The organism is Polynucleobacter ibericus (genome assembly GCF_018687955.1).
Lineage (GTDB): Bacteria > Pseudomonadota > Gammaproteobacteria > Burkholderiales > Burkholderiaceae > Polynucleobacter > Polynucleobacter ibericus.
Genome location: NZ_CP061309.1, coordinates 1,192,351 through 1,207,387 on the forward strand (window position 1 = coordinate 1,192,351; position 15,037 = coordinate 1,207,387).

A 15,037-nucleotide genomic window follows, 5' to 3' on the forward strand; every position below is an offset into this window, starting at 1 on the left:
TAAACCATGATAATTCTTAGAAAATCCCAAGATCGAGGCTATGCCGACCATGGCTGGCTGAAAAGCTTCCACTCCTTTTCTTTCGCAGGCTACCATGACCCCGACTTCATGGGCTGGGGGAACCTCCGCGTTATTAATGAGGATCGTGTAGCCGCAGGAATGGGGTTTGGCAAACATAGCCATCGCAATATGGAGATCATTAGCTACGTTCTGTCAGGAGAATTGGCGCACGAAGATAGTATGGGAAATATCAAAGGCATTCCACCGGGCGATGTTCAGCGCATGAGTGCAGGTAGCGGAGTAAGCCATAGCGAGTTCAATCACGCCAAAGATCAAACAACCCATTTTTTACAAATTTGGATTGAGCCTAATGTCTTAGAGATTGAACCAAGTTACGAACAGCAAGCAATCCCGACAATTGAAAAAGAGGGAAAGCTGCGTCTTATTGCCTCTCCTTCTGGAGAAAATGGCTCAGTCAAAATACATGCTGATGCGAAGATATATGCGGGACTTTTTAATGGCGCTCAATCAGCCAAATTAGAACTAAATCCTAAACGCAAAAGCTATGTGCACCTCATTCGTGGAGCACTGGTGATTAATGGCCAACAACTGTCTGGCGGAGATGCTCTTTTCATTGAGAATGAATCCTCTCTTGAAATTAGTGCCGGGGTAGATGCAGAAGTGTTGATTTTTGACTTGAGTCATTAAATTTTTCATTAGTTCAGCATACGATCAGTTATCACCATTAAACCTCAAGATCATGATTGAAACCTCTGGAAAAAAACTGGCTGGCTCGATTATTCGGCTGCATCCCAATGACAACATCGTGGTTGCTCGGGTAGATATTGGTATTGGCACTAAAGTACCTAGCGAAAATTTTACAAGTCGCAGTCAGGTACCCGCAGGTTATAAGATTGCCGCCAAGGATATTCTCAAGGGCGAGCCTATTCTGAAGTACAACGTGACCGTAGGCTTTGCTAACACCGATATTGAAGCTGGCACCATGGTGCATAGTCACAACACTGAGTTTCGTGAGTTTGATCGTGACTATGCTTATGCAAGCGAATATAAGCCAACTGATCTTCTACCTGAATCAGAGCGGGCAAGCTTTCAAGGATATGTCAGGGCGAATGGAAAAGTGGGGACACGGAATTTCATTGGCATACTTTCCACCGTTAACTGTTCAGCAACGGTAGTAAATAAAATTGCCGACTGGTTCACACCAGAGCGCCTCAAAGACTTCCCCAATGTCGATGGTGTCGTGGCGTTTAGTCACGACATTGGCTGCGGTATGGAAATGAGTGGTGAGCCCATGGAGTTGCTGCGTCGGACGATGGCTGGCTATGCGCGTCACCCCAACCTAGCAGCCGCTCTGATTGTTGGGCTTGGCTGTGAACGCAATCAACTGAAAGGGTTGATGGAGCAAGAGGATCTCGTCGCAGGTAGCAATCTGCATACCTTCATCATGCAAGAAACCGGTGGGACACGCAAAACCATTGAAGCAGGGATTGAAGCAGTTAAAGCATTGCTACCGGAAGCCAATAAAGCAAAACGCGAAACAGTTTCTGCCAGCCACTTATGTGTTGGTTTGCAATGCGGTGGCTCGGACGGTTTCTCCTCCATTACAGCCAATCCCGCCTTAGGCGCAGCAATTGATATTTTGTCTCGTCATGGTGGCACAGGTATTCTCTCGGAAACCCCAGAGATCTATGGTGTTGAACACACACTTACCCGCCGTGCTGTTAGTAAAGCTGTTGGCGAAAAACTCATTCAACGGATACGCTGGTGGAAAGATGAATACTCCGTTGGCAGGGATGTACAAATTAATGGTCAAGTTAGCCCTGGAAATCAAATTGGCGGCCTAGCCAATATTTTTGAGAAATCCCTCGGATCTTCCATGAAAGGCGGCACTGGCCCCTTGATGGAGGTCTACAAATACGCTGAGCCAGTGACTACCAAGGGCTTTGTATTTATGGATACCCCTGGCTTTGACCCTGTCTCTGCCACAGGACAGATTGCAGGAGGCGCCAACCTGATCGCCTTTACTACTGGCCGCGGATCCATGTTTGGCTCTAAACCAGCCCCCTGCATCAAGTTAGCCACCAATACGCCAATGTATCAGCGCCTCACCGAAGATATGGACATCAATTGCGGAGAGATCTTGGATGGCACAGTCTCCGTTCAAGAGATGGGACAGCAGATCTTTGAGTTATTTCTACGCACTGCCTCTGGCGAGCCTTCCAAAAGCGAACTCCTGGGGCTAGGAGACTATGAATTTGTTCCATGGCAAATTGGGGTAATGAGCTAAGACAACTGTAGAATTAATCCTATTAGCTCAACCCAGATAGAAACGAACTGAAACAGGCTTATGAAATTTAGGGATTACTACGAAACACTCGGCGTTGCTCGCGGCGCTACTGAAGCTGAAATTAAAGCAGCCTATCGCAAACTGGCTCGCAAATATCATCCAGATGTCAATAAAGAGGCTGGCGCTGAAGAACAGTTCAAACAAATCGGTGAAGCATATGCCGTTTTAAAAGATACTGAAAAACGAGCCGCTTACGATCGCTTTGGCGAAAACTGGAAGAACGGTCAAGACTTTACCCCTCCCCCAAATTGGAATGAAGGCTTTGAATATTCTGATGCCGGATTTGGTGGTAGTCACCCAGGTTATGGCGGAGGCTTTGAAGGCGATCAAAGTGAATTCTTTGAATCTCTTTTCGGTAGAGGTAAACATCGTCAAGGTGGACGTAGTGGCAATACTCGTCAGGGCATGAACTTCAAAGGCCAAGATCACCACGCCAAAATTTTGATTGATCTTGCTGATGCATACAACGGAGCCAAGCGAACGATTGCATTGCATATGCCCGTACAAGATACCAATGGCCATGTCAGCACTCAAGAGCGCAAGCTCGATGTCAGCATCCCCAAAGGAATTAAAGCCGGACAAAACCTCCGACTCTCTGGCCAAGGTGGGCCTGGCGTTGTTGAAGGCCCCGCCGGTGATCTGTACCTCGAGATTGATTTTCACCCTAACCCGATTTACCGCGTTGAAGGAAAAGATGTCTTTGTTGATATTCCCTTGGCGCCCTGGGAGGCTGCCCTGGGAACAACAGTTAATGTGCCCACTCCAGCAGGCAGCACACTTGAACTCAAGATTCCAGCAGGAACAGTAGCTGGTCGCAAAATGCGACTTAAGGGTAAAGGTATACCGAGCGCAGAGCCGGGGGATCTTTATGTAGTGCCTTCAATTGCTTTACCACCAGCTGACACAGATTCTCATAAAGAAGCTTATCAAGCCTTTGAAAAAGCTTTTGATTTCAATCCTAGAACTCACTTGAAGGGATGATCGACATGACACAGACTAATATCACTTGGATTGAAGGCACGGTTGTGGAGACTGAAGTTAACATGACAATTGTGGAGCTCTCACATGCCTCACGCACACCAGAAGATCTCATCATGACCTGGGTTTCAGAGGGAGTGCTGAGTCCTGCAGGATCATCTCCTGAAGATTGGCGCTTCAGTGGCGACTCTTTGAAAAGAGCGAAAACTGCTGCCCATCTCACACATGACTTAGAGTTAAATGTGCCAGGTGTTGCTTTGGCTCTAGACCTGCTAGATGAAATTTCTCAACTACGCGCTCGCTTAAAGTAATTGAGCTACAACGAATTAAGATTCTGAGCGACTCAGGAGTAATTCCCAACGTTGCAGTTTTAAATCTAGGTCGGCAGTAATTTCACTCAGTCGCGCTTGCATACTGGCAGCTAGCTCTGGCTCATTTTTATAGAGATCCGGATTACTCATCGCAATACCAATATCGGCCTGCTCTGTTTCCAATACCTCGATTTGTAATGGCAAAGCTTCTAGCTCTTGACGCTCCTTACCATTGAGCTTTTGAACGCCACTCTTAGCCTCTGCCTTTGCTTCCACCTTAGTTTCAGCCTTTACCGCTGCTTTAACTTCTGGCTTAGCCTCTGCCTTATCCCCAGATTTTGCATTCGCGGCTCGAATTTTGTCTGAGCGTGCCTTCTGAATTTTCCAATCCTCGTAACCACCCTCATACTCGCGCCAAAAACCATCGCCCTCATTGGCAATGATGCTTGTAACGACGTTATCCAAGAAGTAACGGTCATGACTAACCAAGAAGACGGTACCTTTGTAGTCTTGCAAGAGCTGCTCCAGCAAATCTAAGGTATCAATATCTAAGTCATTAGTTGGTTCATCGAGGACTAAGACGTTTGCAGGACGAGCAAATAGGCGGGCTAATAACAAACGATTGCGCTCACCACCTGACAAAGTACTTACCGGAGAATTGGTTCTCTCGGGCGCGAATAAGAAATCACTCAGGTAACTCTTGACGTGCTTTTTATTGCCATTGATTTCAATCCATTCACTTCCTGGACTAATGTAATCCTCTAAGGAGGCATTGAGATCCAAACCTTCGCGCATTTGATCAAAGTACGCCACTTCAATTCGTGTACCCATGGTTGCAGTACCAGAGTCTGGTGCGATAGTCCCTAGGATTAATTTCAGCAAGGTTGTCTTACCAGCGCCATTAGGTCCTAGAAGGCCCACCTTATCACAACGTAAAATCGTCGCCGTGAAATCTTTCACAATCGGGCGATCGTAAGTCTTGCTGACATTTTGTAGGTCAGCCACAATCTTGCCACTACGATCACCAGCAGAAACTGCCAGCTTCACCTGTCCCATCGCATCTCTGCGCTCAGCACGGCTACTCCGTAACTTTTCTAAGCGAGCAATTCTGGCAACACTGCGGGTACGGCGGGCCTCAACCCCTTTGCGAATCCACACTTCCTCTTGCGCTAATAATTTATCTGCACGAGCATTAGCTAATGACTCAGAGTTCAATTCTTGCTCTTTTAAAACTTCGTACTGAGTAAAGTTTCCAGGATAGCTACGCAGAATGCCGCGGTCTAATTCCACAATTTGTGTGCAGACGTTATCTAAGAATGCGCGGTCATGGGTGATCAGAATGACAGAACCTTGATACTCCTTTAGTAATTCTTCTAACCAGGCAATCGAATCTAAATCCAAATGGTTGGTTGGCTCATCTAGTAATAGTACATCCGGCATCTCGACTAAAGCACGCGCTAATGCAACTCGCTTTTTTGTACCACCAGAGAGTGTATTAATCTTGAGATCAGCCTCTAGATGTAATCGATCTAAAGTTTCATGAACGCGCTGCTCCCAATTCCAGCCGCTCAGAGCCTCCAACTGAGACTGCACTTCGTCCAAACGATGATGAGAGGCATCATCCCATTCGCCTACGCTAAGAGCTTCATATTCCTCACGGAGCGCTTTTGCTTGTGCCACCCCTTTAGAGACCGCTTCGAAAACAGTTTCTTCCGCCTCGAATACAGGCTCCTGAGGAACATAGGCTATGCGTAAGCCTTGCTGATACTGCAGCAGGCCATCATCCATTTTTTCTATACCAGCCAAAATCTTCAACAAGGAAGATTTGCCGGTGCCATTACGGCCAATTAAGCCAACACGCTCACCCGATTCGAGTGAAAAAGCAGTGTTTGCGAGGAGGTCAACGTGGCCAAAAGCCAGTTTTGCATCAGTAAGTACGATTAAAGCCATGGCGACATTATCGTCACTTCCTCAAAACAGGAGATATTTCTGGTGATTTCTGCGAGACTAATGCCATATGGTTTGCAAGCTTACCCCCTCCGCACCCCGCCTTATCCTGTTTGCAGGACATGCTGGCACTGGAAAATCGACTCTAGCTAAAAAAGCGCTACCTTTAATTATTGAAAAAACTGGTGAAGATTTTTTCTTTTTAGACAAAGATACCGTTTATGGTGCCTTTAGCTCTCATGTCATGCAGCTCACTACCCAGAACCCAAATGACCGTGATAGCCCCTTTTACCTAGAAAACCTACGCGATTGGGAATACCAGGGCTTAATTGATGTAGCTAGAGAAAACTTACTCCTGGGAGTTAATGTCATCCTAGTCGGTCCATTCTCAAAAGAACTGCAAAGTGGAAAAATGTTTAACGCCCAAGAATTAGGTGTGCCGCTACAGACTTCTATTCAGATTGCCTGGATTGATCTAGAGGAGATAGAAGCTAAGCAGAGAATGATCAAGCGCGCCGATCCTAGGGATGAGTGGAAACTAGCTCATTGGGGTCAATACGCTCAGCGCAGAACCGAACCCCCAAGTCATCCTGCATTACATCGCTTTAATAACCTCTCCTTTAATGAATCTGCCTTCAAAAAGCTCATAAGCGACTTAGTGAAATAGCGGGATTAGCGAAAACAAAAAAATAGGGCTCCTCAGGAGCCCTACCTCAAGACCTAAGAACTGAATTCTTAGAACTTATAAGTTACACCTACAGCAGGCATCCATGGATTCAATGTCAACTTGCCAAGGTTTGCACCGCCAGAAACTGCCTGCACATTCGTAGCCATCGTTGCGTACTTGACATCAACGTTTAAGCCCCAGTTCTTATCCAACATGTAGTCCATGCCAACTTGACCTACAAATCCTACGCTTGATGGCTCAACTTGTAAGCCAGCACCAGGACCATAGAAGTTTTGACGATTGCCAAAAATAGTGTAATTAATACCAGCACCAACGTAAGGCTTAAAAGCCCCTAAATCAGTGAAATGATATTGCGCTAAGAGTGATGGAGGAAGCGCGCTAATTTTGCCCGCATCAGTACCATTGGCTGTGATATTGACTTGCTGTGGCCAAGTTAAAACCAACTCGGCCGCAATATTTTTTGTAAAGAAATAGGAAACATCTAATTCAGGTATCCACTGATTTTTTGCCTTAATATTGGCTGCCTGAGCAATTCCTGACTGACCATTCTGCCAAAGCAAATCCACTGCACGTACACGCACCATCCACGGATTTTCTTCTGCTTGAGCCTGAGCCGCGATTGGGGCTAAGGATGCTACTGCAGCCATTGCTGCTACGAGTGACTTAATTCGCATGATGGTTTCCCTTTTTGTTATCAATATCGATGCAATCATTTTCGAATTGATACAGACTGGGCAATTTGATGCAAATCAAAAGACAAGCATCTGAGAAATTTTTATTGGCTAAAAAGCAACAGAGTTTTTGTGCTTATTTGATCTAGATCAAATCGCCACTGTTTTAACTCTAAAGAACCTTGGAGTAGGATCCTTTTGCTTGAGATTCTCTAAGATGTCGATCAAAGGTCATCGCCACACGTCTTGCTAAGAGACGGCCTTTAGTGGGAACCAAAATACTTTCACCTTCCCAATCCATCAGCCCAGCATCCTCAAGATTCTTAAGCTCTTCTATCTCGACTTTAAAGTAGGTCGGGAAATCAATTTGATGTGATGCTGCGAAAACCTTGGTATCCAAAGAAAACTGGCACATCAACTCACCGATGAGTTCGCGGCGCAGAAGATCATCTTTATCAAGCTGCAACCCTCTGAGCACTGGCAGGTGATTGCTATCCAATGCCTCGTAGTACTCGTCTAGAGTACGAACATTTTGTGAGTAACAGTCATCTACTTTGCCAATCGATGAAATTCCAAACGCTAAAAGATCACATTCTGCCTGTGTGGAGTAGCCCTGAAAGTTGCGATGGAGCTTTCCTTCTTTTTGGGCAATCGCCAGCTCATCATCCGGCTTAGAAAAATGATCCATGCCAATAAAGACATAACCAGCGTCAGCTAAACGGGCAATCGTATTCGAGAGAATATCCAGCTTATCAGCAGCAGCTGGTAAGTCAGCTTCAGCAATGCGGCGTTGTGGCTTAAAAATATGGGGTAGATGTGCATAGTTATAGACCGATAAGCGATCTGGATTCATAGCCAATACTGCGTCTACAGTTTCTTTAAAAGTTTCTGGCGTTTGCTTTGGTAGACCATAGATCAAATCGACACTTCTCGATTTAAATCCATATTTTCTAGACCAGTCCATGACTGCTTGAGTTTCCTCAATTGTTTGCACACGGTGTACGGCTTCCTGTACAGCCAAGTTGAAGTCCTGTACACCCAAACTGATGCGGTTAAAGCCTAAATCCGCTAAGAGCGCAATATCTTGCTCAGTCACACGGCGCGGATCAATCTCGATTGAATATTCACCGCCAGGTAACAACTCAAAATGCTCTCGGGTGTGATGCATTAACTCAGTCATCTCATCATGCGACAGAAATGTCGGCGTACCACCACCCCAATGCAATTGAGTAACTGGAATCCTTTTCTGAGCACCCATGGCTTGAGTAACCATTGTCATTTCCTTAGCAAGGTACTTGATGTACTTAGCGCTACGTCCATGATCCTTGGTAATAATCTTGTTACAACCACAGTAGTAACAAATATTCGGACAGAATGGCAAATGAAAATATAAGGAGAGAGGCTCGTTTGCTTTAGCAACTCGATTGAGGGCGCCTAAATAGTCAGCCTCAGAAAAATTACTGTGAAAACGATCTGCGCTGGGATAAGAGGTATAGCGCGGTCCATTGATATCAAACTTTTTCAACAACTCTGGATGAAATAAGACTTCTTTTTCTTCCGCTGCTAAATGGTTGGTTGCTGAGCTCATGAAGTGCTTGTGTGGGTTTACTTTGACAAATAGTCGAGCGCTACTGCTTCAGCCACTTTAATCCCATCTACACCTGCAGACAAGATTCCACCAGCATAGCCAGCGCCCTCACCCGCTGGATATAGACCTTTGATATTGAGACTTTGGTAATCATTGCCTCGAGTAATCCGTAATGGAGAGGATGTGCGTGTCTCTACCCCAGTTAGTACGGCGTCTTTCATTGAGAAGCCTTTAATTTGCTTTTCAAAGGCAGGAATCGCCTCCCGAATCGCCTCAATGGCATACGCTGGCAAGCTATCTGCCAAGTCGGTTAAATGAACGCCAGGTTTGTAAGAAGGCAAAACGCTACCAAATTCTGTCGATGGCTTGCCTTCCAGGAAATCACCGATCAGTTGCCCTGGTGCCTCATACGTTCTGCCGCCTAATTCAAATGCCTTGGATTCTATTGCTCGCTGAAACTCGATGCCAGCCAGTGGACCCCCTGGGTAATCCTCTGGAGTAATTCCCACAACAATGCCAGCATTAGCATTACGCTCATTACGAGAGTATTGGCTCATGCCATTGGTTACAACACGATTGGGTTCGGAGGTGGCAGCCACGACTGTTCCGCCTGGACACATACAAAAGCTATAGACCGAACGGCCATTTTTAGCATGATGAACCAGTTTGTAATCTGCTGCACCAATCAGCTCATTGCCAGCATGGGGGCCAAGGCGTGCTTTATCAATTAATGACTGCGGATGCTCAATCCGAAAGCCTACTGAAAATGGCTTGGATTCCATAAAGACACCTGCTTGATGTAAGACCTCAAAAGTATCGCGCGCACTATGCCCCAGTGCTAGGATGACATGGCTAGCAGGTAGGTCAGGTTGCCCCTCTATCTTCACCCCAGTGATGTGCTCGTTCTCGATATCAAAGCCGATGACTTTTTGCGAAAAACGAATCTCACCACCAAGGTCAATAATTTCTTGGCGCATCTTCTCGACCACGCCTACCAAGCGGAAGGTTCCGATATGGGGTTTGGCTACATAGGTAATTTCTTCTGGTGCACCTGCTTTCACAAACTCGTGAATAACTTTGCGTCCATAAAACTTCGGATCTTTAATTTGACTCCAAAGCTTACCGTCAGAAAATGTACCAGCCCCACCCTCACCAAACTGCACATTGGATTCTGGATTCAGCACATTTTTACGCCACAAGCCCCAAGTATCTTGTGTACGTTCACGTACTTTTTTGCCACGCTCAAGAACGATGGGTTTAAAGCCCATTTGCGCTAAAACAAGAGCGGCAAAAATTCCGCAGGGCCCAAATCCTACGATCACTGGGCGAAGTGCCTTTCCGTCAGCAATAGATTCAGGTGCTTTTGCAACAAAGTGATAGCTCGTATCCGGGGATGGTCTTACATGTATATCGCCAGAAAATTGCTTCAGTAGCGCTTCTTCATTTTTGACTGACAAATCCACTGTATAAATAAATGACAGCGCCACATTTTTACGAGCGTCGTAGCTACGCTTAAAAACCTGAAATTGAACTAAATCCTTGGCTGCCAAATGGAGGCGCTTCAGAATGGCCATCTCCAAAGCTTCAGGAGCATGGTCAATTGGCAGGCGCAGTTCAGTAATACGGATCATGGGTTCTACGATACACAGTAATTTGAGGCTTTTTCAGGCTCATCAAGAGCCATAAGGCAAATAATACTGGTTGTGGACCCAGGTGATGCTATATGCCCAGTCATAAAGGCGATAATGCGTCATGGCTCTACGCGCAACTATTCACAAAGCCGACCTTCACGTCGCAGATTCTGACCGTCATTACTATGGCAGTCACTCCCTAACCATTGCTAAGCACCCCTCAGAAACTGAGCAACGCATGATGATTCGGATCATCGCCTTTGCATTGCAAGCCCATGAGGATCTGGTATTTACTAAGGGTTTAAGTGATACCGATGAACCCGATCTTTGGATTAAGGATCTCACTGACGCCATCAAACTATGGATTGAGATTGGCCAACCAGATGAGCGCCGCATTCTCAAAGCCTGTGGTCGCGCCGATCAGGTCATCGTCTATTGTTATGGTGGCCACACCAGTAAGATTTGGTGGGATGGCATCGCCAATAAACTGACGCGTGCACGTAACTTACAAGTAGTTTCGATTCCAGCAGAGCAGGCAGAAGAACTCAATAAGCTAGTTGAACGCAGCATGGTTCTCCATGTCAATATTCAAGATGGTGAAGCATATGTTTCTTCAGATAAAGGGCAAGTCACTATTACCCCTGAGATTTGGCGTAACAATCAATAGACTTGGAATATGAAAGTAGTTATTTTTGATACCAATGTCTTATTGGATCTATTTGTCTTCAATGACTTTAGGGCGCTTCATTTAAAGCAAGCACTTATCGCAGGAGAAGTGACGGCTCTAGCCACTCAAAGCACTTTGGAGGAGTTCGCAGATGTGATTGCACGCCCTTTGTTCTCTCTTGATGAAGCACTACAAGAGCAAATACGTCAGCAGTGGCATGGTCTAGCGCAAATACAGGACGATAAAAACTTAAACAAGGCCCCCTGGGTATGCCACGATCTTGATGATCAGGTTTTCTTAGATCTCGCCTATACAGCTAAGCCTTGCATCTTGATGAGTAAAGACAATGAAGTCCTCCGATTTGCTAATCCGGCAGCAAAAGAACAAGTAGTAATCACTGCGGACTACTCAGCGCTAGAGTTATAGCCCCTGCGCAGCCTGCGCGGCAATCTCAAAAGATTTGAGGCGCGCCTGATGATCAAAGATTTGACCAGTGAAGATGAGTTCATTCGCACCAGTAAGATCCAACCAACGTCGCATTCCCTTTTGAATAGTTTCTCGTGATCCAACAACGGAGACCTGAAGGGTATGATCTGCTGCTGCCTGTTCATGAGGCTCACAAAATTCATTCATGTCAGCGATGGGGGGTGGTAACTGCCCTCTCGTATTCCTACACATTCTGACGACGTTCTGCTGCAGCGTGGTGAATAGATGTTGAGCCTCTTCATCAGTATCAGCAGCCACGACATTCATTACGAAAGCTGAATACGGCTTAGCCTGCTGAGCAGACGGCTTAAACAGATCACGATACATTTTCATCGCCTCTAATAATTGCTCTGGCGCAAAGTGGGAAGCAAACGCATAGGGCAAACCAAAGTGCGCTGCCAGCTGAGCGCCATATAAGCTCGATCCCAAGATCCAGATGGGCACATTGGTATTCAACCCCGGAATCGCCTTCACCGACTGCCCTTCTTGCAGGGGGCCAAAGTAATGCTGTAACTCACGGACATCTTGAGAAAAGCGATCATCACTACCCAATAAATCTCGACGCAAAGCCCTGGCAGTCATTTGATCAGTACCGGGCGCCCTTCCCAATCCAAGTTCAATACGACCAGGATATAAAGACTCTAAGGTGCCAAATTGCTCAGCAATCACCAGGGGAGCATGGTTAGGTAACATCACGCCGCCAGAACCCACTCGAATATGATTAGTACCAGCGGCAATGTAGCCGATGAGCACAGCAGTTGCTGAGCTCGCATTACCGGTCATATTGTGATGCTCTGCCACCCAATAACGGGTATAACCGCATTTTTCAGCATGTCTTGCCACATCCAAAGAGTTCCGCAGCGCATCCGCAGCAGTAAATCCTTGTGGGATAGGAGATATATCTAGAATGGAGTATGGGATGGGATTTGCCATCGCTAGATCATACCGAGAAAGCACAATGTTGACATGAGTAAACCCAAAATGGCCGATCCTGATGATGGCCTCTTTAAACCAGGTAGCAAACTTAAGCACATTAAAACTGGCGGCTTTTATAAAGTCATCTTTTTAGCTAACGTAGAGGCGACATTGGAGCCAGCATATGTTTATGAGTCCATGCAGTCCCATGATTTTTGGATTCGACCTAAAACGGAAATGGAAGATGGGCGCTTTGAGCTCATCTCAGAATAAGAAAGACAAGCGTAAATGTCAGAAGAACGAATTACTAATCTCGAGATCAAGTTGAGCTTTACTGAAGACCTCATCGAAAAGCTCAATGAGACTGTTTACAAACAGCAGCAGCAAATTGAATTTCTGTATCGTGAACTAAAAGCAATCAAAGAGCAGGCTAGCAGTAGTGGCGGCGGGGGTGGTAATCTCAAAGATGAAATCCCACCCCACTATTAATCAACTGCTAATATAGTCACAGTGCAAAGGCCGTAAATAACCTATCTGAGGAATTACTCATGAGTAACTTAACGCTATTTCTAGTCCAATGGGGCTTAACTTCTTTATCCCTTTGGGTTGCTAGCTATATCTTTAGCGGCTTACGTTTTGCAGATGGCGGCTCACTGTTGATCGCTGCCCTGCTCTTGGGGTTTGCCAATGCCATCGTTAAGCCATTGCTGGTTCTCTTTACACTGCCACTTACGGTAGTAACAATGGGTCTGTTCTTGCTAGTAATTAATGCCTTGGTATTGATGCTAGTTTCTGCAGTGGTCAGCGGCTTTACGATCTCTAGCTTCTGGACCGCTTTCTTTGCCAGTATCTTTATTTCTTTATTCAGCCTCTTTGTGAGTGGCTTGGTTTTCTAAGAAATATTGTCCATGGGATGGCTATTACTAGCCGTCCTTAGTTGCCTGTAGGATAAATATCAGACCAAGAATGCAGCGCTGTTTTACAAGGCTGTACTTTGGTCGCTAGTGATTTAGCATTCTCAGCAGCAATGCTAAGGCCGCCAGTTAAAAAGCCTAATCCAATAGAGACGGCACTATTAACTACCCCAGTCTTATTCACTCCAACTTGTGGGTTTTGCAGAGTTCCCTCAACTTTTACAAGCCCGCCTAGATCAATTCCTGTTGTTAGGCCAGATTTTTCTGTTGGGCTGATATTGATATCTAGCGCCTCACTGTTGAGATTAATCGAGCCCGATAGAACGATATTCAAACGATCCGTTACAAACCCGACCGAATCCTTGATGTTCACTATGCCATTCTTGATTGGTAAATAGGCAACGGCACACTCCAAAGTAGTCTGGGTAGATTTTTTATATAGCGGATTCACTGCATCAAACACTGTAATAACGAAGTCCCCGCCCTTGTTGATAAACTTTGCATCTAATGCGCCCTGGCCTACCGAAACCTGAATCGCTCCAGAGGCTCGACTTACAAATTGATGGGGGCTTATGCCACTCCCTTTCACATTCCAAGCAACCTGCGTAGCGGCACCAGAAACTCTTGCATGCGAATCTGTAAGCGGAACGATTTGCTCTAAGCTAAAGTCCTTGGCCATTCCTCTAAAGGAAATTTTAGGTGATGGGCTGCTAAATTCCGATATTGAAAGTTGCCCCTGAGCTTTGCCTTTACCCACATTGAAACTCAAATCATTTGCGTCAATTCTGTCGTTCTTAAATTGCAAGGTAGTTTTAAAATTCGTAAATGGCGCTTGATCTGGCACACCAAGTTCAGCAATATCGATCTTGATAGAGCCGTCAGCTAGCGGCAGCATATCAAAGGGTAAGGCATCGTCGGAGAAAAAATACTTGCCCTGCGCCTGATGTGTAGTAGTGGGACCGGCTTTTCCGGCAGCGCCAGCAACTACAGCCGATCCCGCTAAAGGAGCTAAATCAAAAGATTTGGAATTTAAATTAATTTTAAATTGCGCCATTGTTTGAGGCTGCTTGTCTACCTCTCCTGTAATCGCGAGCGACTTTCCATTCAAGGTGAGAATGAGGTCTAAATCCATTTTTACTGGAGCCTGGCCCCAAGCAAAGTAAGTATTGCGAATAGAACCTGACTTCCCTTTGAGATTAAGGGTGTAGTTAGCATACTGCGCATCGATATTGATCGTAGCCTTTCCATAACTATTACCTATAGATGCTTTGGGCAAATTAATTACCTTTACTGCTTGATTAACATCTTGATAGCTTATGCGTGCATCCATAACATCTAAAGTCTTTAATGCCACAAAGGTGCTGCCAGTAGAGCTGGAATTACTAGCCTGATTTGGAGGGCTACTCGCTGCCAGTGCCGGGGGAGTCAAATTCCAATTTCCCTCACCTGCTTTATTGGTTTGTAAATTCATCTCTAGGCCAGATACGCCAATTCTATTGATCTCAACATTACCGCTTAAAAGTGGCCATATGCTGATGTCGAGCTCAATCTGCTTGAAAGTAAGGAAATTGGGATTGCTTGCCCATGAAGCATTACCAATAGAAATCTGCTCAGCTTTGACGCTGATGGACGGAAAAAGACTCAGACTTACCGGTCCGGTGATTTTCAAATCCCGCCCAGTAGATTCTTTGACCGATGAGCTCAGGAGCTTAGTTAATTGCGCGGGGTTAATAAAAGACGCAGCATACCAAGCACCTAAGGCTGCAATAGCAAGGCATGCCATCAAGGCAATTAGCGAAATTTTGAGTGTTTTATTCACATGCCCATTCTAAATCTTATAAAGATGAGTAGTGGAGTCTGGTGGGCCCTAGAC

16 protein-coding genes are annotated in these 15,037 nt (G+C 45.8%); 10 read left to right on the plus strand and 6 right to left on the minus strand.

Annotated features, from left to right (window positions below; genetic code table 11):
* Nucleotides 1-6 precede the first annotated feature (6 nt).
* From AOC20_RS06050 to AOC20_RS06065, 4 genes are read left to right on the plus strand one after another with little or no spacing between them, the layout of a single operon-like run.
* Nucleotides 7-708: a pirin family protein gene (locus AOC20_RS06050; RefSeq protein WP_215359326.1), complete on the plus strand. Its 702-nt coding sequence runs from the start codon at nt 7-9 to the stop codon at nt 706-708.
* Nucleotides 709-760: 52 nt separating this feature from the next.
* The gene (locus AOC20_RS06055) at nt 761-2,308 is read left to right on the plus strand and encodes a UxaA family hydrolase (protein WP_215359328.1); all 1,548 of its coding nucleotides are present in this window, start codon (nt 761-763) and stop codon (nt 2,306-2,308) included.
* A gap of 60 nt (nt 2,309-2,368) precedes the next feature.
* Entirely contained in the window at nt 2,369-3,349 is a 981-nt protein-coding gene (locus AOC20_RS06060; RefSeq protein WP_215359330.1) for a DnaJ C-terminal domain-containing protein, read from the plus strand.
* A gap of 5 nt (nt 3,350-3,354) precedes the next feature.
* Nucleotides 3,355-3,657, plus strand: a complete 303-nt coding sequence (locus AOC20_RS06065) for a chaperone modulator CbpM (RefSeq protein ID WP_215359332.1) — start codon at nt 3,355-3,357, stop codon at nt 3,655-3,657.
* A gap of 15 nt (nt 3,658-3,672) precedes the next feature.
* Here the strand turns inward: AOC20_RS06065 and AOC20_RS06070 are convergent, their stop codons facing one another.
* The gene (locus tag AOC20_RS06070) at nt 3,673-5,607 is read right to left on the minus strand and encodes an ATP-binding cassette domain-containing protein (protein WP_215359334.1); all 1,935 of its coding nucleotides are present in this window, start codon (nt 5,605-5,607) and stop codon (nt 3,673-3,675) included.
* Nucleotides 5,608-5,674: 67 nt separating this feature from the next.
* Between AOC20_RS06070 and AOC20_RS06075 the strand changes: the two genes are divergently transcribed.
* Entirely contained in the window at nt 5,675-6,271 is a 597-nt protein-coding gene (locus AOC20_RS06075) for a P-loop nucleotide/nucleoside kinase family protein (RefSeq protein WP_215359336.1), read from the plus strand.
* A gap of 68 nt (nt 6,272-6,339) precedes the next feature.
* Here AOC20_RS06075 and AOC20_RS06080 read toward each other — a convergent pair whose 3' ends face one another.
* The 3 genes from AOC20_RS06080 to AOC20_RS06090 all read right to left on the minus strand — a co-directional run bounded on the left by AOC20_RS06080 (nt 6,340) and on the right by AOC20_RS06090 (nt 10,182).
* The gene (locus AOC20_RS06080; RefSeq protein ID WP_215359338.1) at nt 6,340-6,966 is read right to left on the minus strand and encodes an OmpW/AlkL family protein; all 627 of its coding nucleotides are present in this window, start codon (nt 6,964-6,966) and stop codon (nt 6,340-6,342) included.
* Nucleotides 6,967-7,135: 169 nt separating this feature from the next.
* Nucleotides 7,136-8,551: an oxygen-independent coproporphyrinogen III oxidase gene (gene hemN / locus AOC20_RS06085; protein WP_215359340.1), complete on the minus strand. Its 1,416-nt coding sequence runs from the start codon at nt 8,549-8,551 to the stop codon at nt 7,136-7,138.
* Nucleotides 8,552-8,568: 17 nt separating this feature from the next.
* Nucleotides 8,569-10,182 (minus strand): NAD(P)/FAD-dependent oxidoreductase, encoded by a 1,614-nt coding sequence (locus AOC20_RS06090; protein WP_215359342.1) that lies wholly within the window; start codon nt 10,180-10,182, stop codon nt 8,569-8,571.
* 121 nt (nt 10,183-10,303) lie between these two features.
* On the opposite strand from AOC20_RS06090, the gene AOC20_RS06095 reads away from it, so the two are divergent.
* The gene (locus tag AOC20_RS06095) at nt 10,304-10,849 is read left to right on the plus strand and encodes a YaeQ family protein (RefSeq protein WP_215359344.1); all 546 of its coding nucleotides are present in this window, start codon (nt 10,304-10,306) and stop codon (nt 10,847-10,849) included.
* A 9-nt stretch (nt 10,850-10,858) separates the two neighbouring features.
* Complete coding sequence (locus AOC20_RS06100; RefSeq protein ID WP_215359346.1) at nt 10,859-11,275, plus strand: putative toxin-antitoxin system toxin component, PIN family; 417 nt, start codon at nt 10,859-10,861, stop codon at nt 11,273-11,275.
* On the opposite strand, the gene AOC20_RS06105 is transcribed toward AOC20_RS06100, so the two are convergent.
* Nucleotides 11,270-12,268 carry an LLM class flavin-dependent oxidoreductase gene (locus tag AOC20_RS06105; RefSeq protein ID WP_215359348.1) on the minus strand — a complete coding sequence of 333 codons (999 nt, stop codon included), beginning with the start codon at nt 12,266-12,268 and terminating at the stop codon, nt 11,270-11,272. The genes AOC20_RS06100 and AOC20_RS06105 overlap by 6 nt on opposite strands.
* A gap of 33 nt (nt 12,269-12,301) precedes the next feature.
* On the opposite strand from AOC20_RS06105, the gene AOC20_RS06110 reads away from it, so the two are divergent.
* The 3 genes from AOC20_RS06110 to AOC20_RS06120 are packed head-to-tail and all read left to right on the plus strand — an operon-like array spanning nt 12,302 to nt 13,146.
* Nucleotides 12,302-12,523 (plus strand): hypothetical protein, encoded by a 222-nt coding sequence (locus tag AOC20_RS06110; protein WP_215359350.1) that lies wholly within the window; start codon nt 12,302-12,304, stop codon nt 12,521-12,523.
* A gap of 15 nt (nt 12,524-12,538) precedes the next feature.
* Nucleotides 12,539-12,739 (plus strand): SlyX family protein, encoded by a 201-nt coding sequence (locus AOC20_RS06115; RefSeq protein WP_215359352.1) that lies wholly within the window; start codon nt 12,539-12,541, stop codon nt 12,737-12,739.
* 59 nt (nt 12,740-12,798) lie between these two features.
* Complete coding sequence (locus AOC20_RS06120) at nt 12,799-13,146, plus strand: phage holin family protein (protein WP_072583858.1); 348 nt, start codon at nt 12,799-12,801, stop codon at nt 13,144-13,146.
* 37 nt (nt 13,147-13,183) lie between these two features.
* Here AOC20_RS06120 and AOC20_RS06125 read toward each other — a convergent pair whose 3' ends face one another.
* Entirely contained in the window at nt 13,184-14,983 is a 1,800-nt protein-coding gene (locus AOC20_RS06125) for an AsmA family protein (protein WP_215359354.1), read from the minus strand.
* Nucleotides 14,984-15,037 lie beyond the last annotated feature (54 nt).